The sequence below is a fragment of the Aestuariivivens sediminicola genome (genome assembly GCF_022662015.1).
GTDB lineage: Bacteria > Bacteroidota > Bacteroidia > Flavobacteriales > Flavobacteriaceae > Aestuariivivens > Aestuariivivens sediminicola.
Genome location: NZ_JAKMCM010000002.1, coordinates 19,671 through 40,355, shown reverse-complemented (window position 1 = coordinate 40,355; position 20,685 = coordinate 19,671). Strand labels below are relative to the sequence as shown.

Here is a 20,685-nt window from a genome sequence, read left to right as displayed (position 1 = left end):
TATTTTAAGAAAACAATGCATTCCGTTTCCGGAATGCACTGTTGGTTTATATTAGAATGAGTAGATTGCGGCTAAAGTAAAGGCTGCTAAATTATCGGATGCAGCTCCATCATTATCTATATAAGGCATGGCGTCACTCCAAGAGTCCAATCTTATTTCCGGTTTGATGATTAAGTTTTCAACAGTGTAACTACCTGTTAAAGTGAGCCCTAATACGCTTTCTTCATCTGGATTATCGTCACCGTGCAATCCAAAATATTCACCTCTTAAACCAAGGCTAAAAGAATCGCTAGTTGCCACTTGAGGATATAATGCAGCACCATAGAAACCTGAACCATCTTTGTCATTATAAGCAGCATTGATTCCTAAGAAAAAGGACTCTGATAGGTCGAAACCACCAGTATAATCAATTTCGAATCCTAATCCATCATCCTCATCACTGTCGTAATACAAGTTTAGGTATTGGCCATAAAATCCTAATTGTGCCCCAAGTCCATACTCACCAGAGTATGAAATATTATTGGTATCCCAAGGATTTGTAATAGCCAACATTAAGCTTACATCATCAGATAAAGCAAAATCTGCCTTTAACCCGACATGCGAGAAAGGCCCATTGGAAAATAAATAAGAACAGCTGTAGTTGAAGTTTGCGGCAGGAGCAATAACTTCGTAACCTAAGAATGTATTCCATCGACCCAGGGTAAGGGTAGTCCCTTCAGATACATTCCAGTATACATAAGCTTGATTTACTATACCGTCAACAATATCTGTGTTAAAAGTGGCACCTGCACCTCTTGGTCCAGTCACCAGATCAAGTACGGCACCTACTTTTTCGCCCTCATAACTAACAATAATGTTTGCCATACCAATTGCAAACCCTGATTGCTCTGCAAAAGCAGTTCCAAATGCAACGCCTTGATTGTCAGGAGCTGTTAGATAGGTTTGAAAATAAGCGTCTACACTACCGCTGATAGATAATTTTTTTTCAGCTTCTTCCTGAGCAAATACTACTGTTGCCATAAAAAGCATTGAAAGTGTAATAAGTTTTTTCATAATAGTTTTCATTTTAAGTTATTATTTTTTTTAGGTCTCAGTTTTGAGTTGATTTTTGGTTATTATTATTTGTATAAAGACCTAAAAATTTCCTTAAGAACGGCGTAAAACTATATTAAAATAAATTTACCCCCATATATTTTAGGGGTAAAAAAATGATTTTTATCAATCTTTCATTTTTACCCCCTTTTTTTTGAGGGTATAAATTATATAATATGATTTTTTAAATTTTTTACAATTTAAATCATTGAATAATTATCAGCGTTTTTACTTTTTTAATGGTTTTAATTTCATTAAATTCAATAATCGTTGATATTAATTCATAGATGCACATTTATTAGTGGATTTCATCTATTGAATTTTTATTAAAATATGCCGTAATAATTGATATATACTTATTTTTCTAATGGCAATGCCTCGAAAATCGAAATAATGAAATTGACATCATTGAAATTCGAAGTCTAGTATCTATATTAGCTTTTCCAACTCATGATTTTTAAATCAAAAATTGTTGATTATGTTGAACAAACAAGGACTTTACTCGCCTGATTATGAACACGAAAATTGTGGCGCGGGTTTTATTTGCAACCTTAAAGGAGAAAAGACGAATCAAATTATACATGACGCTCTTGAAATTCTGGTGAAATTACAGCATCGAGGTGGCGTTAGCGCCGATGGTAAAACAGGTGATGGAGCAGGACTGTTAATCGATATTCCTCACGATTATTTTAACCGCGTTTGCAACTTTAGTTTACCGGCGCCTCGAGACTATGCCGTGGGTATGGTTTTTTTACCAAAAGTCAGAAATCAACACCGCTATTGCAAGACCATTTTCGAAAGGGAAATCATTGCTCAAGGCCTTACGGTTCTGGGTTGGAGAGAAGTTCCGGTAGATTCGGCCCAACTAGGGGAAATAGCTAAGGCTTCCGAACCGAAAATTGAACAGATTTTCATTGGTAAACCCGATGGCATTGATGAACCTATCTTTAAAGCAAAATTATACGCTGCCCGAAAAATTACCGAACACGAAATTATTAATTCAAGAATATCCGAGAGCTCCTATTTTTATATACCCAGTTTATCCAATACCACAATTATATACAAGGGCATAATTAAACCCGAAGATATCGGTCCGTATTATACCGATTTACAGCAGATTGATCTGGTTACACGCCTGGCGTTGGTGCATCAAAGATTTTCCACCAACACCATGCCGACCTGGGAATTGGCTCAGCCCTTCCGTTTTATGTGCCAAAATGGTGAAATCAATACCTTACGTGGTAATGTGAGTCGAATGCGTGTTCGGGAAGAAATTATGAAGAGTGATATTTTCGGACCGGATATTGAAAAGTTATTTCCCATCATACTGCCCGGTAAATCCGATTCTGCATCTATGGACATGGTGGTTGAACTACTTACCCATACAGGACGGTCTTTACCTGAAATAATGATGATGATGATTCCGGAGGCCTGGGAAAAGCACAAGACCATGTCTGAAGGCAAAAAAGCCTTTTACGAGTACAATTGTTGTATCATGGAACCTTGGGATGGTCCGGCTTCCATACCCTTTACCGACGGCGATTATATTGGTGCGCTTCTGGACAGAAACGGATTACGCCCATCGCGATACACCGTTACGAAAAGCGGTAAACTGATTATGTCGTCAGAGATAGGTGTTGTAGACCTGGATCCTGAAGATATCGAGAGCCATGGTCGACTGGAACCCGGTAAAATGTTCTTGGTTGATATGAATAAAGGCCGCATCATCAAGGATGAAGAAATTAAAAGCAAGATCGTTTCAGAGCGCCCTTACAAAGAATGGTTAGACAAAACACGTCTGCATTTAAGAGATGTGCCCTACACCAATGATACTTGTCCGATAGAAACGATTGACATAAAAACAAGGCAACGTCTCTTCAATTATACGTTTGAAGATATTCAGGAGATTATCACACCAATGGCCATTAAAGGCAAGGAAGCATTGGGATCTATGGGTACCGACACCCCTTTAGCCGTTTTATCAGATAGGCCACAACTTATCTCCAATTATTTTAAACAGTTATTTGCACAGGTAACCAACCCACCTTTAGATGGCATACGCGAAGAAATTGTTACGGATATTTCTCTGAATTTAGGTAAAGACCGCAATATATTCAGTATTACAGAGCGTCAGTGCAGAAAATTGAGAATTCAAAATCCGGTTATTTCCAATGCCGATTTGGAAAAAATCAGAACCATTCAAATCGAAAGCTTTAAAGCAGAAACCATTCATATACTCTATCCGAAAGCTCAAGGACTGAATGGTTTGGAAGATGCCCTGGAAGACATTATTAAGCAAGTAGAGAAGGCCATTGAAAATAAAGTTAATATTATCATTCTATCCGATAGAGGGGTAAATCAAGAGTTTGCACCTATTCCCGCCTTATTGGCTTGTTCCTATGTAAACCATCAGTTGAACCGTTTACGAAAACGCTCGGTCTTCGATATTATAATAGAGTCTGCTGAACCTCGTGAACCGCATCATTTTGCCACATTATTTGGTTACGGTGCCAGTGCCATTAATCCTTACATGGTAAATGAAATAATTAGAATGCAGGTGAAAGAAGGTTTTATCACCGGGATGGATGAAGATAAAGCAGTTGAGAATTTTAATAAGGCCATTGGGAAGGGTATTTTAAAGATTATGAATAAGATAGGTATTTCTACGCTTCATTCATACAGGGGTTCCCAAATATTCGAAATTGTTGGATTCAATTCGCAATTTGTTGAAAAATATTTTCCATATACGGCTTCCCGAATAGAGGGTATTGGCCTTTATGAAATAGAAAAAGAAATCAACGAGCGTTATAAATATGCTTATCCGGACAAATTAATTGATAAACGATTAGGGCTTAATATTGGCGGTGATTACCGATGGCGACGAAATGGCGAGCGCCATATGTTCAACCCTACTACCGTTGCGAAGTTGCAGCAGGCTGTGCGCCTAAGCGACCAGGCAAGTTACGATACCTATGCCAGAGCTGTGAATGAGCAGTCGGAGCGATTGATGACCATTAGAGGCCTGTTTGAATTTGACAACCTAAACCCTATACCCATTGAAGAAGTAGAACCCTGGACAGAAATCGTAAAGCGATTTAAAACGGGTGCAATGTCTTATGGTTCGATTTCACGTGAAGCTCATGAAAATCTCGCGATAGCCATGAATCGTATTGGTGGGAAATCGAATTCCGGAGAGGGCGGTGAAGACAGGAATCGTTTTCATCCGGATCCCAATGGGGATAGCCGAAATTCTGCTATCAAACAAGTTGCCTCTGGTCGTTTTGGAGTGACGTCACATTACCTTACAAATGCCAGGGAAATTCAAATTAAAATGGCCCAGGGGGCAAAACCCGGTGAGGGCGGGCAATTACCCGGTGAAAAAGTATTGCCGTGGATTGCGGCAGCACGAAACTCAACACCCTTTGTTGGCTTAATTTCACCTCCGCCTCACCATGATATCTATTCCATTGAAGATTTGGCACAGCTTATTTTCGATTTGAAGAATGCCAATCGGGAAGCTCGAATTAATGTGAAATTAGTGTCCGAAGTTGGTGTGGGAACTATTGCGGCGGGTGTGGCCAAAGCAAAAGCAGATGTGGTTCTTATTTCCGGTTACGACGGCGGTACGGGAGCATCACCATTAACGTCCTTAAAACATGCGGGATTACCCTGGGAACTCGGACTCTCCGAGGCCCAACAAACTTTGGTTTTAAACAAGTTGAGGAGTCGTATTGTTGTAGAATGCGACGGGCAATTAAAAACCGGGCGTGATGTAGCGATAGCTGCTCTTCTCGGTGCGGAAGAATTCGGATTTGCGACCGCTCCACTTGTTGCCTCGGGTTGTATTATGATGCGTAAATGCCATTTAAATACCTGTCCTGTAGGTGTCGCCACCCAGGACAAGGAATTACGCAAAAACTTTAAGGGGACTCCGGAACATGTCATCAACTTCTTTTACTATGTTGCCGAAGAATTGAGAGGCATTATGGCGCAATTAGGATTCAGGACCTTAGATGAAATGGTTGGACAGACACACAAGATAAATACAAACAAAGCCATTAAGCACTATAAAGCTAAGGGACTTGATTTATCCAGTATACTGTACAGACCCTCTATTTACAGTAAGCTCCCTGTTAAGAACACCGAAAAACAGGATCATGACTTGGAAGACCTCCTTGATTTTAAAATTCTAATGGACTCGCACAAAGCGATATATAGAAAGGAGAAAACCTCACTTACTTACAAGATTAAAAACACAGATCGCACCGTTGGCGCCATCTTAAGTAATGAAATCTCCAAAATATATGGGCATTTAGGTCTACCTGAGGACACCCTCAATGTTAATTTTACCGGATCAGCCGGTCAAAGTTTTGGTGCTTTTGCTGCAAATGGACTGACATTTATGCTTGAGGGAAATACAAACGATTACCTTGGCAAGGGCTTATCCGGAGGAAAAATAATTGTGAAAAAACCTTCAAAAGCAACGTTTTTGGCCGAAGAAAATATCATTGTTGGTAATGTATGCCTGTTTGGTGCAGTTGAAGGTCAGGCCTATATAAATGGTATTGCCGGTGAACGCTTTGCGGTGCGTAATTCGGGAGCTATCGCCGTTGTTGAAGGTGTAGGCGACCATTGCTGTGAATACATGACCGGCGGTAAAGTCGTTGTCCTGGGTAAGACGGGAAGAAATTTTGCAGCAGGTATGAGTGGAGGCTATGCCTATGTATTGAATTCCAGTGGGAATTTCACAAAAGGCCTTTGCAATGAGGAAACAATAGATTTTGATCCAATATTGGAAAGCGATGCGGAGGAATTAAAGGGACTTATTGAAAAACATGTCACTTATACACAAAGCAAAAAGGGCACTGAAATCTTAGAGAATTGGGAGGACTATTTACCGCAATTCGTAAAGGTGATGCCAAAAGAATACAAAGTCGCATTGAAGCGTATTGAGACTGAAGAACCAATGGTTGAAGAATTAACAACAGTTTAAATGCTATGGGAAAAGTAACAGGATTTAAGGAATTTGAGAGGCAAGATGAACAATACACGCCTGTAAAAGAACGGATTCAACATTATAAAGAATTTACGGTATCGATGAGTGAAACCGAATTATCCAAACAAGGTTCACGGTGTATGGATTGTGGTATCCCATTCTGTCACAGTGGTTGTCCTTTAGGCAATTTAATTCCGGATTTTAATCATATGGTTCATCAGGGAGAGTGGCAAAAAGCCTCCTGGATTTTACATTCAACAAATAATTTTCCCGAATTCACGGGCAGATTATGCCCCGCCCCATGTGAAAAATCCTGTGTTTTGGGACTTATCGAAGACCCTGTTTCTATTGAAAATATTGAAAAAAATATTGTAGAACGCGCATTTAAAGAAGGATGGATAAAACCCCAACCACCAAAGACTAGAACAGGTAAAACTATTGCCATTGTTGGTTCCGGTCCTGCGGGTCTTGCTGCAGCACAGCAATTAAATCGTGCAGGACATACGGTAACTGTTTTCGAGCGCGATGACGAAATTGGTGGACTGCTTCGATATGGTATTCCTAATTTTAAAATGGAAAAAGAAATTATTGATCGACGCTTGAATATCTTAAAGGAAGAAGGCATCACATTTAAAACCAACATGAACGTAGGTGTTAATTATGATGTCGAAAAACTCAAGGCATTCGATGCGGTAGTCCTTTGTGGTGGGGCTACAGAAAGACGAAGTTTACCGACTCCCGGAATTGATGCTGATGGGGTGGTACAAGCCATGGATTTTTTAACCCAACAAACCAAGGTGCTATTTGGTAAAGAAGTTCAAAATCAGGTTTTAGCAACCGATAAGGATGTCATTGTTATAGGAGGTGGTGATACCGGATCTGACTGCATAGGAACTTCCAACCGTCAGGGGGCTAAATCCGTTACAAACTTTGAAATTATGCCCAAACCACCGGGGCACCGTTCACCAACAACGCCATGGCCCTATTGGCCCTTACAGTTAAAAACCTCATCGTCTCATGAAGAAGGTGTTGAACGCAATTGGTTAATCAACACAAAAGAGTTCATCACCGATGAGAATGGAAAGCTAAAAGCCCTAAAAACGGTAAATGTGGAGTGGAAAATGGTTCCGGGTGAGCGCCCACAACTCATAGAAGTGGAAGGCACCGAAAAAATATGGCCATGTGATTTGGCATTGTTAGCCCTTGGGTTTACCGGACCTGAAAGCACCCTAGCAGAAAAATTAGGTATAGAAAGAGATGCGCGGTCTAATTACAAGGCCGAGTATGGTAAATACCAAACCAATGTATCACATATTTTTACTGCCGGAGATATGCGTCGTGGCCAATCACTAATTGTATGGGCGATTTCAGAGGGGCGTGAAGCAGCAAGACAAGTTGATATATTCCTTATGGGGAAATCTGATTTGACGACGAAAGATGCCAGCGGTGATTTGGTCGCTTTATAAAATTCGCATTTGGATGTTTAAATATTCATAAGGGCATTTAGCATTCCCGTTTTTGTTTTACATTTTTTAGACTTCTTTTAACAGTTTAAATCAAGCTAAATGTTATATTTGTAGTTTAACACCAAAAAATGAATAAGAACCTTATAGTAACTTTTTTTACTGTAATCTTTATTGGCTTTATAATAGCGCCTACTGCGATAACTATTATGGACGGCACAATAGACACTTCCATTTTTTATTCCATGACTGAGGAAGAAGAAAAGGGCAGTGAAAAAAATAAAAATATAGAGGTTCTTTTTTCACATTCCAACAATTACGAGTCCAATCTCAGTCTCTATGAATCTGAGCATATTTTAGTGTATTTCTCGAAAAATTACACCAAACCCCATTTAAACCTTATCTCTCCCCCGCCAGATTTAAGTTAATTTTTATTGCCTGTTTTATAGCTATCTGTTTTTAACTAATCAGATGGTACGAATTACGTATTGTTCAATTAAAATTAACTTTCATTTATATGTTTAAAAGTATTAAAAATGACTTGCCAGCGAGCATAGTCGTATTTTTTGTTGCATTACCCTTGTGTTTGGGTATTGCCCTTGCAAGTGGTGCGCCACTTTTTTCAGGATTAATAGCAGGAATTGTAGGAGGCATTGTTGTTGGTAGTTTGAGTGGCTCCAATATCGGTGTCAGTGGTCCGGCGGCAGGTTTAGCTGCTATTGTTTTATCTGCAATTGGAACCCTTGGAGGCTATCAGAATTTTTTGGTAGCGGTTGTTCTTGGTGGTTTGATTCAATTACTGTTCGGCGTCTTAAAGGCCGGAGTTATCGGATATTACTTTCCATCCTCCGTAATTAAAGGCATGCTTACCGGTATAGGTATTATAATAATCCTAAAACAGATCCCCCATTTTTTTGGATATGATGCGGAGCCGGAAGGTGCCGATAGTTTTTTTCAATCTTCCAGTGAAAACACCTTTTCAGCAATTTTCCATATTGCGGATAACATTGTATTGGGTTCCATGATCATAGGCTTTGTCGGTTTGGGAATCTTAATCCTTTGGGAAAAGGTCTTGTCGAAAAAAGCTAAAATTTTTCAGCTTGTACAAGGCCCATTAGTGGCAGTTATAGTCGGAATTGTGTTCTTTGCACTTACCAGAACAAATCCTTCGCTGGCTATTGAGCAATCTCATTTGGTGACGGTTCCAGTGCCTGAAGATACGGCATCCTTTTTAGCGCAATTTAGTTTTCCAAATTTTAGCGTGATCACAAGTCCTGATGTTTGGATCGTGGCATTCACCATTGCTCTTGTAGCCAGTTTGGAAACCTTACTGTGTGTAGAGGCCACAGATCGGTTAGACCCCCACAAAAATGTGACCCCTACAAATAGAGAATTACTGGCACAGGGAACAGGTAATGTCCTTTCCGGTTTAATTGGAGGATTACCTATTACCCAGGTTATTGTCCGAAGTTCTGCCAATATTCAATCCGGTGGTGTTTCAAAACTATCGACCATAATTCACGGTATATTTTTGTTAATATCCATTATCTTAATTCCGAAACTTTTAAATATGATACCCTTATCGGTACTTGCCGCGGTCTTATTAGTTGTAGGATATAAACTGGCCAAACCGAAATTATTTAAACAGATGTATGACCTGGGCTGGAAGCAATCCATCCCATTTACAGTAACCGTTTTAGGTATTGTCTTCATCGATTTGCTCTGGGGTATTGGTTTAGGATTAGCTGTAGGTATCGTTGTTATTTTATTAAAGAGCTATCAAAATTCTCATTTTCTTCATATTGAAGATAAAAGCAATGGCAAGCACAGAATTAAAATGACTTTAGCTGAAGAGGTTACCTTTTTTAATAAAGGAGCTATTCTAAAGGAATTAGACAGCTTGCCTAGAGATACTTTCTTAGAAATTAACCTCATAAAAACCCGATATTTGGATAATGACATCATCGAAATATTGGAAGATTTTGCCTTAAAGGCAAAGGAAAGAAATATTGACATAAAACTTGTTTCCAAACGTGGGGTTGTGGAAAATCCACCTAGTTTTATTCAATTCTTTAAAGAGAGACCACAATCAAGTTTAGGTTTAAGTTAAAACAGTGAAAAAATGAAAAATGTAAAACGCAAAATATTAGTATTGGCAGATTTTAATAAATCTGTAGAATCAATTTTAAAAAATACTGCTGGTCTTGCAAAAATCGTTGATGCAGACATCGATGTATTATATGTGAAAAAACCAACTGAATTAGTTGAAAAGGAAAGCCAGTTGTCTGCCATGAGGACCATAAACAAAGAGCACTTTAAAATTAAAAAGGAGATGTTAATTACTACAGAACCAATTTCCGAAGCCTCTGGTATTAACATAAATTGCTCATTACATTATGGTAATGTAAAAAATGAAATAACCCAATATATCCAGGAAATTGAACCTGACATTATTGTGCTGGGAAAACGAAAATCAAAAAAAATCAATTTATCCGGAGATAACATAGCAGATTTTGTAATTAAAGAATTTTCAGGTCCAATAATGATCTCGGCAGATGAGAATGCCTTTGAACTTGACAAAGATCTTACCTTGGGGTTATTTAATAATTCGGAAGACACCTCGAATTTAATGTTTGTTAAAGAATTAATTAATACTTCGGTTAAGCCATTAAAATCGTTTAGAATTGTGAAGAACGCGAAGGAGTTAGAAGAAATCAAAGAGACGGTTTCTGAACCTGTAGATGAATATGTTTTTGAATACACTGATAATACGGTTAAAAGCATTTCGAATTACATGTTGAAAAATAATGTTAACTTGTTACTCCTGGAGCGATCCAAAACAAACATGAAGAGCAAGTCTAAAAACTTTATGTCCGATCTAAAAACAATGATGGATAATTTAAATGTATCCATGTTATTAACGGGAGTGGAACATCCTGATTACAGTAATTAATAAAAAATTATTTAAGCATTTAAATATGAAAGCACATACCAAAGAAACCCAGGCCACAATGACCCCGGAAAAGGCCATACAATTTTTAAAAGAGGGAAACATCAGATTTCAAAATAACCTAAAAGCCAATAGAAACCTTTTGGAGCAGGTAAATGACACTAGTGACGGACAATTCCCATTTGCCACTATTTTAAGTTGTATTGATTCCAGAGTGTCTGCAGAATTAGTATTCGATCAGGGACTTGGAGATATTTTCAGTGTTCGAATTGCAGGCAACTTTGTTAACGAAGATATTTTAGGCAGTATGGAATTTGCCTGTAAACTGGCAGGAACAAAGTTGATTGTGGTATTGGGTCACACGAGTTGCGGGGCAGTGAAAGGTGCCTGCGACCATGCCGAAATGGGCAATCTTACGAAATTAATTCAAAAGATAACTCCTGCCGTGAACGCGGTAAAGGAACCGCAGGATGAGAGCCTAAGAAATTCTTCGAATTTGGAGTTTGTAGATAATGTAGCTGCAAAGAACGTTCATTTGACAATAGAAAGAATACATGAAGAAAGTCCCATTTTATCTGAGATGGAAAAAAATGGTGAAATTAAAATCATTGGAGGAATGTATGATATAAAATCAGGTGCTGTTACTTTTTATGAATAATTAAGAAGTTTCAAAAAATTCACATAGATGAAAAAGAAAATAGCAGTAATGGCATTAACCTTTATGTTAATGCCATTTTTCTTCATACAAGGTCAAAATAGTGATCTGGGTAATTGGTTGATTTATTTTGGCAATAAGAAGCTTAATGATTCCTGGAACATCCATAATGAAGTGCAATACAGAAATTACGATGCTGTTGGAGATTTAGAGCAGTTGTTATTGCGCACTGGTTTGGGTTACAGCTTTAACAATAACAAATCGAATGTGCTTTTAGGTTATGGTTATATTCTTTCCAAAAACTATATCAATGACACGGATAAGAATTCGGTTAATGAGCACCGTATATTTCAGCAGTTCATTTCAAAACAGGAGGTTGGCATTGTTAAGTTGAATCACCGTTATCGTTTTGAACAGCGCTTTGTAGAATCAGATTTCAGATTACGATTTCGCTATTTTTTAGGAATTAATGTGCCCTTACAAAATAAAGAATCTGGTAAAAATCCGTTATATTTATCAGCATATAATGAGATTTTTCTCAATACGAAGTCATCTGTTTTCGATCGAAATCGATTGTATGGAGGCTTTGGTCTGAAACTGTCAGAAGCCGTAAAAATTGAATTAGGTTATATGAACCAATTTTTTGAAACCTCTGGAAGGGATCAAATAAATATCATAACCTTTGTTAATTTTTAATTAGAGAGATACATCTTTTGAAGATGTTTGTAAGCAATGTCATGGTTCATTTTATAAATTGATTTATACTTAACTATTTGTTATATGAAAAACTTGTTTTCAAACATTAAAGGAGATGCTTTTGGTGGAATAACGGCTGGAATCGTTGCTTTGCCTTTGGCATTAGCTTTTGGGGTATCATCAGGATTGGGTCCGACTGCAGGATTATATGGTGCGATATTCATTAGCTTTTTCGCTGCTTTATTCGGAGGAACAGACACACAAATATCCGGACCAACTGCTCCTATGACTGCGGTTAGTATGGTGGTTATTGCAGGGATCATTGCAGGTAATGACGGTGATGTCAATAAAGCCCTGCCGATAATACTAACCGTTTTTTTGTTGGCCGGTGTCATGCAGATTGGCTTAGGTGTATTAGGTCTCGGAAAATATATTCGCTATATCCCTTATCCGGTAGTATCAGGATTTATGACTGCCATCGGGGTTATTATTCTTCTCACACAAATCTTACCCTCCTTAGGTTATTACCCTAAAGAAGACGACGATTTTGTAAATCGATTTAAACCTGTGGCAGAGGAGGTCATTCTTGAAAACATCTTGAAGGAAGAAGCCGGAGAGGGCATATTAGTTTTAGAAAATTTTAAAGAAACCATCAACCGAGCAGAAAAAACTACTGAGGCTGATATTTTAAAAGAATCGCAAACTTTGGCTGCTAAGGAGGCCTCTGGGGCCTATGGTGCTCTTAAGGTATTGCCCAGGGCATTAGAGAATATAAATTGGCTTGAACTCATTTTGGCATTAGGGACCATCTTTATTATCTATGGTTTCAAACGCATTACCAAAGCGGTGCCAAGTACATTGGTAGCTTTAGTTGTAATGTCCGGTATTGCGGTTGGTTTTGGTTTAAATTACAGGCCTATTGAAGAAATACCCAGTGGCTTTCCTGTTCCCAATCTGGAAATTTTCAGCACCTTCAGTCTTACCAACGTGTCGCCTTACATTTTTACGGCATTAACATTGGCCTTACTCGGAGCCATTGATTCGCTGTTAACGAGTGTCGTTGCCGATAATATGACTAAAACCAAACACAAACCTAATAAAGAATTGGTAGGCCAGGGCATTGGCAACAGTATCGCAGCAGTATTTGGAGGCATTCCGGGTGCCGGAGCTACAATACGGACTGTAGTAAATATTACCTCAGGAGGGAAAACCAAATTATCCGGAATGATTGCTGGAGTGATGCTCCTGATTATCTTATTGGGATTGGGACCCATTGCCTCTAAAATCCCGGCGGCTGTTTTGGCCGGTATCCTAATAACTGTAGGAATCGGAGTTATGGATTATAAAGGTTTAAAAGCTATTCCAAGTTTACCGCGCGATTTGAAACTGGGACCTATACGATTGAGCTCAGAAGTCATGGTTATGTTGACCGTCTTATTGCTCTCAACATTTTGGAATTTAGTATACGCCGTTGGGATTGGTTTGGTAATTGCATCTCTTATGTTCATGAAAAAAATAGGTGACCTTACGGCCGAAAGGTCGGATGTTAAACCGTTATTAAAAGAGAAAGCCTGGGCGGACGAATTGGACTTTCCGGAAAGCTTAAAAGGACAGGTCTTTATAAAACATTTAAAGGGCCCCTTGTTCTTTGGATCCACCAGTGATTTTCAGCAACTTGCTAAACAGATTCCAGATTCGGCAAAGGCAGTCATTATTAGAACGGGGCGTATGCAATATATAGATCAGTCTGGTCTATACGCTTTAGAAGATGTTTTAGTGGATTTAGAAAAATCCGGTATTATGGTCCTTTTGGTGGGATTACTGAAACAACCGCGTTATATGATGGAACGGATTGACATTATTCCGGATTTGGTATCCGAAGAACACGTTTTCGACAGCTTTAAGGAGTGCACCAAATGGATCAAAGCCAATCTAAAAAACATCGAAAAAAAAATGTAGCCAGTTGAGTGTCTTAAATGATACCAGGCCCTTCCGTGCGACAACTGATTGAAAAGTGCATCAAATTGAAGCTTTCATAAAGGACTCAGCCTTTTCGACCATATTTTTACTTCCGCAGATAAAGGGTACCCGCTGATGCAATTCGGTTGGTTCGATATCCATAATACGGGTAAAACCATCGCTGGCTTTACCATTGGCTTGTTCGGCTAAAAATGCCATGGGATTACATTCATATAACAAACGCAATTTACCATTCGGGTTCTTTGAACTTTGTGGGTATAAATAAATACCTCCTTTAATCATGTTCCTGTGAAAATCAGATACCAAAGAGCCAATATATCTAGAGGTATATGGTCTATCTCCTTCCTCCATCTGGCAATATTTAATATAATTTTTTATGCCTTGTGGAAAGTGAATGTAGTTACCTTCATTGACAGAATAGATGTTTCCATCCTCTGGGAATACCATGTCCGGATGGGAGAGGTAAAAAGAGCCTATTGCAGGATTTAAGGTAAAACCGTTAACACCGGCCCCCGTTGTATAAACAAGCATCGTAGAGGTTCCGTATACCACATAACCTGCTGCCACCTGTTTACTTCCCTTTTGAAGAAAATCTTCAAGTTTAACCGGAGTGCCAATAGGTGTCACCCTTCTGTAAATAGAAAAAATAGTACCAACAGAGACGTTGACATCTATATTCGTTGAACCATCCAATGGATCAATTAATACCACATATTTATTTTGGTGATTTTCATCCTGACTATTAATCGTGATAAAATCATCCTCCTCCTCACTGGCTATACCGCACACTATATTTCGTTTGGTAAGTGTTTGAATAAATTTTTCGTTAGCATAAACATCCAGCTTTTGTTGATTCTCGCCCTGAATATTGGTGTCCCCAAAATCCCCTAAAATATCTACCAGTCCAGCTTTATTCACTTCATGGTTAACAACTTTTGCCGCCAATCTAATAGAGTTCAGTAAACTGGAAAGCTCTCCGGATGAATACCTGAACGCCGCCTGATTTTCAATTATGAATTCCCCTAAAGTCTGTTTTTTGTAGGTCATGTTTTACTGATTACCTGTACAAATATCTTACAATTTTTAACCAACGACAACGTTTTCATGGTTTAATACCATTATCTCATTTTATGCTAGAATTTATTATTAAATCATCGTAAATCGGACGTATTTATGACAATTAGAAATTCCTGGTTCCCATAATCGCCCTACTGTCAAAAGGAATCTTTTGATCTGTTTCAAGTGGCTTTACTAATAAAAAATTCATGTATTTTTGAAAAATCAATCGAGAACATGGAGTACACGATACGAAAAGCTTTAATTGAAGATATGCCTTACGTGCTAAATCTCATAAAGGAACTTGCCGAATTTGAAAGAGAACCGGATGCTGTAGAAATAACCGTAAAAGATTTACAGGAGGATGGTTATGGAGAGCATCCCGCATTTTTTTGCTTTGTTGCCGAAGTGCAATCGAAAATTGAAGGCATCGCTTTATGTTATTACCGCTATTCCACTTGGAAAGGCAAGGCCATACATCTGGAAGATTTAATCGTTAGTGAAGCCATGCGAGGTAAGGGTATTGGAACTGCCCTTTTGGATGAGGTTATAAAATACGCCCATTCTTTGGGTGTCAAACGTGTGAATTGGGAAGTATTAGACTGGAACGAACCGGCCATCACATTTTATGAGAAAAAAGGTGCACATGTTATGCGTGAATGGGATGTGGTGCATTTGGATGAATCCGGAATTAAGAATTATGTAGCAAATCTTAATCGTAATTCATAACTATGGTTTCGAATTATTACAGGCATTCAATGCTTAAATACGTATACCTTTTTATTTAATGAGTCAATCCATGCAAATATTCAAGTTTGGTGGGGCTTCTGTAAAGGATGCTCAAGGGGTGAAAAATTTAACCAAGGTTTTACAAACCGTTGGCTACAGTAATACCTTAGTGGTGGTTTCCGCTATGGGAAAAACAACCAATGCATTGGAGGTGGTTATTAATAACTATTTCAATAATACCTCTCAAACACAAAGTGCCTTGCAGGAAGTAAAGAAGTTCCATAATGCCATTCTTTTGGAACTTTTCGAGGATGAACGTCATACGGCCTATGATAAAATAACGACCCATTTTAACGAATTAAGTCGTTTTTTAAATACGAACAAATCACCGGATTATAATTTCGTTTACGATCAAATTATTGGTTATGGGGAATTGATATCGACCACAATTATTAGTGAATATCTGAACAGTATCCATATAAAAAACAACTGGATTGATGCCCGGGAACTGATTAAAACGGACACATTTTATCGTCGAGCCAATGTGAATTGGGATGCAACACACAGACTCATATCAGAAAACGTTAACACATCAACTTTAAATATCACTCAGGGATTCCTGGGAAGTGATCCGAACAATTTCACGACAAGTTTGGGGCGTGAAGGCAGTGATTACTCCGCTGCTATTTTCGCCTATTGTCTTAATGCAAATAGTGTAACCATATGGAAGGATGTTCCGGGAGTTTTAAATGCCGATCCGCGATATTTCAATAATGCTGTATTATTACACAATATATCCTACCGAGAGGCGATAGAATTGGCTTTCTATGGTGCTTCAGTTATTCACCCAAAAACCCTACAGCCCTTACAGCGTAAAGAAATTCCACTGTATGTAAAATCATTTTTAAATCCTACTGCCAATGGCACAAAAATTTACAAGGATGTTGTGCTAAATCCAATGGTACCTTGTTATATCGTTAAAAAGCACCAAATACTTATTAGCTTATCGTCTTTGGACTTCTCCTATATTGTTGAAGAAAATATAAGCGTTATTTTTAGCTTACTGCACAAGTATAAAATGAAAGTAGACCTGATTCAAAATTCAGCAATAAGCTTTTCGGTTTGTGTAGATGATTTGTACGATAACCTGGACACCTTGCTCCATGATTTAAAAGCAAAATTTAAAGTATCTCATTTTAGGGATGTGTCTTTATATACCATCAGACATTATACTCAAGAGACCATTACTCAAATTGAAAATGACAAAACGGTGTTATTAAAACAATTAACACAAGAAACCGTTCAGGTAGTAACTAAATAGTTTATTTAGTACATTTACGCTCATGACCAAAGCACAACATTCCGGATTAGTATCGGCCAAGGAGATAGCTAAGGCCATTCAGATGGATAAGTACGGTGTGTTTGGTACGTTCATTGGTTGGGTCCTTATGAAACTCCTTAAAATATCTACCCTGAATAAAATTTACCGGAGTAATAAGCACCTCAAGGATCTGGCCTTTTTAAATGGGATTCTTGATGATTTCCAGATTAAGTTTGAAATTCCTGAGGAAGATCTCAAGCGCTTGCCAAAAGAAGGAGCCTACATTACCGTATCCAATCACCCCTTAGGAGGCATTGATGGGATACTTCTATTAAAGTTGATGTTGGAACAACGCAATGACTTTAAGATCATAGCTAATTTCTTGTTACACCGAATAGAGCCCTTAAAGCCTTACATTATGCCGGTTAATCCGTTTGAGGACAGAAAGGAAGTCAAATCAAGTGTTACCGGATTTAAGAATTCCATCTTACATTTACGAGACGGGCATCCGCTTGGTATTTTTCCGGCTGGGGAAGTGTCTACCTATCGAGACGGTAAACTTGTGGTCGATAAACCCTGGGAAGAAGCAGCTATAAAGCTCATCAAAAAAGCAGAGGTCCCCATTATCCCTATTTATTTTCACGCAAAAAACAGCAGGCTATTTTATCAGTTATCAAAAATTAGTGACACGTTCAGAACGGCAAAATTACCTTCAGAATTACTAACTCAGAAACGAAGAATCATTAAAGTAAGGATTGGTAAACCTATTGCGTTAGCAGATCAAAAGGAATTTGAAAAACTCGAAGAATTTTCAAATTTTATTCGCAGAAAAACCTATATGTTATCTAATTCTTTTGAAGATAAGCCTAAGATTCTGGAGAATATATCATCAACCTTGAAAGTTCCGAAACATCCTAAAAATATTGTTACACCGGTAGATGGAAATGCCATGTCTCTGGAGATCGAACAATTACGTAAAATGGAAAGTCGCCTGCTAATGAGCAAAAATTACGAGGTGTTTTTGGCAGAAGCAGAACACATTCCCAATATTTTACACGAGATTGGAAGGCTCAGAGAAATCACCTTTAGGGAGGTTGGCGAAGGCACGAACGAGGCTATCGATTTAGATACATTTGACGGCTATTACCATCATATGTTTTTATGGGATAATGAAAGAAACCTTATTGTCGGGGCCTATCGCATGGGATTGGGAGGTCAGATTTTTGCGCGTTACGGGATTAACGGTTTCTACCTTCAGGATTTATTTCGTTTCGAGCCGGAACTTTATAAAATGATGAGTCAATCTATTGAAATGGGGCGTGCTTTTATTATAAAGGAATATCAACAAAAACCAATGCCTTTGTTTTTACTTTGGAAAGGTATTGTACACACCACACTGCGCTACCCTGAACATAAATATCTGATAGGTGGCGTGAGTATTAGTAATCAGTTTTCAAATTTTTCGAAGTCTCTGATGATTGAATTTATGAAATCGCATTATTATGATCCTTACATTGCACAATATGTGCACCCAAAGAAGGAATTTAAAGTAAAGCTGAAAGACGCTGATAAGGATTTTGTCTTTGATGAGACCGAAGCCGATCTTAACAAGTTTGATAAAATTATTGATGAAATAGAGCCTGGTGCACTACGCTTGCCAGTGCTCCTTAAAAAGTATATTAAGCAAAATGCCAAGCTGGTGGCTTTTAATGTCGATCCGCTCTTCAATAATTCGGTTGATGGCTTAATGTATATTAAAATTGCCGACCTCCCTGAGAGCACAGTTCGTCCCGTTATGGAAGAATTCCAGGCCGAACTGGAACGCAAGATTTCCGAACATAATGGAAATTAATTCAATTGAAGTTTTTTCACAAAATCTTCAAAATATGCCTTTATTTCCTCGCACGCCTTTAGGAACGCCTGGTGTTTTACCGCTTCTGTTCCCTCAACTTTAGAAAGATCGAAAAAGTTGTGGTGCAGTCGCTTGGCATTTTTACTGGGAATATAGGGCCAATTTTCATTTGCGAGGTCGCAAACGGTTACGATACAATCGAATTTGATATGGGCATGTTCATCCACAAGATTAGACCTATGATGGTCTATACGAATACCATCCGCTTTCATTAAGGCAGTTACGCCGGGATTGATACCTAGGGTATCAATCCCGGCGCTCTATACCTTCTTTTCGGGATTTGTAAATTGGTTTACATAACCATGAGCTTTATTTTAGCAGCAATTACCGCCCGGTGAACAGCAAGGTTCCATATCTGTATGAGCAATCTCAGATTCAATGCACAGCTCTGCTCCATTTGAATCAGTAACACCACATAGGGATCTGGCCTTACAATCTGTTTTTTCAACGGATAGATTAAATATTAAGTGATTACCTCGTGTTTCGAAGTCATTAACAAATAAATGAGCCGTATGAAAGCTGGCATTGCCATATTCAAACTTTAATTCGGAAGTCCAATCGAATGGTTTCATTCTTTCAACTCGTTTTAAAATAGATAATGCTTTGTATACGGACATATATTCCGTTTTATCCAATTCATCAGGACTTTCCCAAAGCTGAATTATGGTTTCCCGCCAGGCATCAGTTTGAGCCCCGCAATCAACAGCGTCTATGCTCGCATGCTTAACTTCTGTAATATGGTAATTGGCCCCGACATGTAAACCGTGGGCGTATTCAAACAACAGGTCTTTATCTTTGTTGTTTTCCAATATGGTAAAAAATTCTTTTGCTTTCATTTGTTTCTAATTTTAAGATTATTTCATCATCGTCAGGGATTCAAAAAATCCGAGTGTCATGTTGCAAGCAGATTTGCAGCATTTCCTGTTTGAATTCAGGTGGTTCTTCGGTTCATTAGACTGGGGTTGTCCTAAGATTTTTTTATGCATTCGTTTCATGATTTAAATTATTTAAGATTAAACTAACAACAATTGGCTTTGGTTGTATTAAAAAAATGGTTGAGTTGGTTTTGAATTGCATCCCAACGATCAACATCCAAACAATAACACATTCTTTTACCTTCAATTTCGCCTTTTAGCAACCCGATACTTTTGAGTTCCTTCAAATGTTGAGATACCGTGGCCTGGGCAAGTCCTGTTTCTTCGACCAAGTCATTACAAATACATGCATTCTGGTTACTGATATACTGTAATATGGCCACACGCGCCGGATGCCCCAAAACCTTGAACACCTGAGCCAATTCGTTCTGATTTTTCGTAAAAATTTGTGACTTTGTAATTCCCATAATTATATATTTTAATATTGCAATATTACGATAATAAAATAATATAAAAAAGCCAAAACGATATTTTTTTTTTTGGCTTCTTTACTATTCTTACAGGATTAAAACCAAGGTTTATTACCTACCTGATAGGTGTTATAAAACTCTGCATCTGTTTTCGTTAAATAAATAATTCCTTCTATTATACCTATAATTCCGGTAATACTGGCTCCGAAACCACAGGTAATTAAACCCAGTACAAATGTTACTATGAGTATTATAATTCCTTCCCTGTTATAGCCGAGAATGAATTTATGTATTCCTAAGGATCCCAATAAAATAGCCAGGACACCGGCTAACACTTTCTTATTTTCTCCCGAATTGAAAGTTTCATTAGCACCCTTGGTGAATTCAGAGGCCGATTCTTTAGCGTCGTCTATCATGTCGTTTAAATTTTTATCATCAGACATTATTCTTGATTTTTTGATTAGCGAATTAAAATTAACAAAAAAAAGCG

General features: G+C 38.2%; 17 protein-coding genes. 11 read left to right on the top strand and 6 right to left on the bottom strand.

All coding sequences use genetic code 11. The annotated features are described in order from the left end of the window. Positions 1-51 precede the first annotated feature (51 nt). Positions 52-1,053 carry an outer membrane beta-barrel protein gene (locus tag MR041_RS05180; RefSeq protein ID WP_242092539.1) on the bottom strand — a complete coding sequence of 334 codons (1,002 nt, stop codon included), beginning with the start codon at positions 1,051-1,053 and terminating at the stop codon, positions 52-54. 517 nt (positions 1,054-1,570) lie between these two features. On the opposite strand from MR041_RS05180, the gene gltB reads away from it, so the two are divergent. The 8 genes from gltB (at position 1,571) to MR041_RS05140 (ending at position 13,811) form a co-directional block, all read left to right on the top strand. Continuing rightward, positions 1,571-6,085 (top strand): glutamate synthase large subunit, encoded by a 4,515-nt coding sequence (gene gltB, locus MR041_RS05175; RefSeq protein ID WP_242092538.1) that lies wholly within the window; start codon positions 1,571-1,573, stop codon positions 6,083-6,085. A gap of 5 nt (positions 6,086-6,090) precedes the next feature. Then, on the top strand, positions 6,091-7,554 hold the full coding sequence (locus MR041_RS05170; protein ID WP_242092537.1) for a glutamate synthase subunit beta: 1,464 nt from the start codon (positions 6,091-6,093) through the stop codon (positions 7,552-7,554). Between the two features lie 128 nt (positions 7,555-7,682). Beyond that, entirely contained in the window at positions 7,683-7,979 is a 297-nt protein-coding gene (locus MR041_RS05165; RefSeq protein WP_242092536.1) for a hypothetical protein, read from the top strand. A gap of 89 nt (positions 7,980-8,068) precedes the next feature. After that, complete coding sequence (locus MR041_RS05160) at positions 8,069-9,661, top strand: SulP family inorganic anion transporter (protein WP_242092535.1); 1,593 nt, start codon at positions 8,069-8,071, stop codon at positions 9,659-9,661. A 12-nt stretch (positions 9,662-9,673) separates the two neighbouring features. Continuing rightward, a complete protein-coding gene (locus tag MR041_RS05155) occupies positions 9,674-10,504 on the top strand; it encodes a universal stress protein (protein ID WP_242092534.1) in 831 nt (276 codons plus the stop codon). 25 nt (positions 10,505-10,529) lie between these two features. Next, the gene (locus MR041_RS05150) at positions 10,530-11,159 is read left to right on the top strand and encodes a carbonic anhydrase family protein (RefSeq protein WP_242092533.1); all 630 of its coding nucleotides are present in this window, start codon (positions 10,530-10,532) and stop codon (positions 11,157-11,159) included. Positions 11,160-11,186: 27 nt separating this feature from the next. Continuing rightward, complete coding sequence (locus MR041_RS05145) at positions 11,187-11,852, top strand: DUF2490 domain-containing protein (protein ID WP_242092532.1); 666 nt, start codon at positions 11,187-11,189, stop codon at positions 11,850-11,852. 84 nt (positions 11,853-11,936) lie between these two features. Beyond that, entirely contained in the window at positions 11,937-13,811 is a 1,875-nt protein-coding gene (locus MR041_RS05140) for a SulP family inorganic anion transporter (protein WP_242092531.1), read from the top strand. A gap of 60 nt (positions 13,812-13,871) precedes the next feature. Here the strand turns inward: MR041_RS05140 and fbp are convergent, their stop codons facing one another. Continuing rightward, on the bottom strand, positions 13,872-14,879 hold the full coding sequence (gene fbp, locus MR041_RS05135; protein WP_242092530.1) for a class 1 fructose-bisphosphatase: 1,008 nt from the start codon (positions 14,877-14,879) through the stop codon (positions 13,872-13,874). Positions 14,880-15,125: 246 nt separating this feature from the next. On the opposite strand from fbp, the gene MR041_RS05130 reads away from it, so the two are divergent. From MR041_RS05130 to MR041_RS05120, 3 genes are all read left to right on the top strand, one after another. Further along, a complete protein-coding gene (locus MR041_RS05130; protein ID WP_242092529.1) occupies positions 15,126-15,617 on the top strand; it encodes a GNAT family N-acetyltransferase in 492 nt (163 codons plus the stop codon). 70 nt (positions 15,618-15,687) lie between these two features. Then, positions 15,688-16,938 carry an aspartate kinase gene (locus MR041_RS05125; RefSeq protein WP_242092528.1) on the top strand — a complete coding sequence of 417 codons (1,251 nt, stop codon included), beginning with the start codon at positions 15,688-15,690 and terminating at the stop codon, positions 16,936-16,938. A gap of 22 nt (positions 16,939-16,960) precedes the next feature. Further along, positions 16,961-18,790, top strand: coding sequence for a GNAT family N-acyltransferase (locus MR041_RS05120; RefSeq protein WP_242092527.1), 1,830 nt, complete (start codon positions 16,961-16,963; stop codon positions 18,788-18,790). Here MR041_RS05120 and MR041_RS05115 read toward each other — a convergent pair. The 4 genes from MR041_RS05115 to MR041_RS05100 all read right to left on the bottom strand — a co-directional run bounded on the left by MR041_RS05115 (position 18,787) and on the right by MR041_RS05100 (position 20,638). Continuing rightward, entirely contained in the window at positions 18,787-19,062 is a 276-nt protein-coding gene (locus tag MR041_RS05115) for a low molecular weight phosphatase family protein (protein WP_242092526.1), read from the bottom strand. The two genes, MR041_RS05120 and MR041_RS05115, sit on opposite strands and share 4 nt — an antisense overlap. Before the next feature lie 102 nt (positions 19,063-19,164). Then, positions 19,165-19,686 carry a DUF6428 family protein gene (locus tag MR041_RS05110; RefSeq protein WP_242092525.1) on the bottom strand — a complete coding sequence of 174 codons (522 nt, stop codon included), beginning with the start codon at positions 19,684-19,686 and terminating at the stop codon, positions 19,165-19,167. Positions 19,687-19,868: 182 nt separating this feature from the next. Then, positions 19,869-20,192 carry an ArsR/SmtB family transcription factor gene (locus MR041_RS05105; RefSeq protein ID WP_242092524.1) on the bottom strand — a complete coding sequence of 108 codons (324 nt, stop codon included), beginning with the start codon at positions 20,190-20,192 and terminating at the stop codon, positions 19,869-19,871. A 98-nt stretch (positions 20,193-20,290) separates the two neighbouring features. Further along, positions 20,291-20,638 (bottom strand): TM2 domain-containing protein, encoded by a 348-nt coding sequence (locus MR041_RS05100; RefSeq protein WP_242092523.1) that lies wholly within the window; start codon positions 20,636-20,638, stop codon positions 20,291-20,293. Between the last annotated feature and the right edge of the window lie 47 nt (positions 20,639-20,685).

Coding starts and splice junctions, on each gene's coding strand:
- MR041_RS05125 (WP_242092528.1), top strand. CDS start 15,688: ATGCAAATATTCAAGTTTGGTGGGGCTTCTGTAAAGGATGCTCAAGGG.
- MR041_RS05145 (WP_242092532.1), top strand. CDS start 11,187: ATGAAAAAGAAAATAGCAGTAATGGCATTAACCTTTATGTTAATGCCA.
- MR041_RS05140 (WP_242092531.1), top strand. CDS start 11,937: ATGAAAAACTTGTTTTCAAACATTAAAGGAGATGCTTTTGGTGGAATA.
- gltB (WP_242092538.1), top strand. CDS start 1,571: ATGTTGAACAAACAAGGACTTTACTCGCCTGATTATGAACACGAAAAT.
- MR041_RS05100 (WP_242092523.1), bottom strand. CDS start 20,638: ATGTCTGATGATAAAAATTTAAACGACATGATAGACGACGCTAAAGAA.
- MR041_RS05120 (WP_242092527.1), top strand. CDS start 16,961: ATGACCAAAGCACAACATTCCGGATTAGTATCGGCCAAGGAGATAGCT.
- MR041_RS05115 (WP_242092526.1), bottom strand. CDS start 19,062: ATGAAAGCGGATGGTATTCGTATAGACCATCATAGGTCTAATCTTGTG.
- MR041_RS05170 (WP_242092537.1), top strand. CDS start 6,091: ATGGGAAAAGTAACAGGATTTAAGGAATTTGAGAGGCAAGATGAACAA.
- MR041_RS05110 (WP_242092525.1), bottom strand. CDS start 19,686: ATGAAAGCAAAAGAATTTTTTACCATATTGGAAAACAACAAAGATAAA.
- MR041_RS05160 (WP_242092535.1), top strand. CDS start 8,069: ATGTTTAAAAGTATTAAAAATGACTTGCCAGCGAGCATAGTCGTATTT.
- MR041_RS05155 (WP_242092534.1), top strand. CDS start 9,674: ATGAAAAATGTAAAACGCAAAATATTAGTATTGGCAGATTTTAATAAA.
- MR041_RS05165 (WP_242092536.1), top strand. CDS start 7,683: ATGAATAAGAACCTTATAGTAACTTTTTTTACTGTAATCTTTATTGGC.
- MR041_RS05150 (WP_242092533.1), top strand. CDS start 10,530: ATGAAAGCACATACCAAAGAAACCCAGGCCACAATGACCCCGGAAAAG.
- MR041_RS05105 (WP_242092524.1), bottom strand. CDS start 20,192: ATGGGAATTACAAAGTCACAAATTTTTACGAAAAATCAGAACGAATTG.
- MR041_RS05180 (WP_242092539.1), bottom strand. CDS start 1,053: ATGAAAAAACTTATTACACTTTCAATGCTTTTTATGGCAACAGTAGTA.
- MR041_RS05130 (WP_242092529.1), top strand. CDS start 15,126: ATGGAGTACACGATACGAAAAGCTTTAATTGAAGATATGCCTTACGTG.
- fbp (WP_242092530.1), bottom strand. CDS start 14,879: ATGACCTACAAAAAACAGACTTTAGGGGAATTCATAATTGAAAATCAG.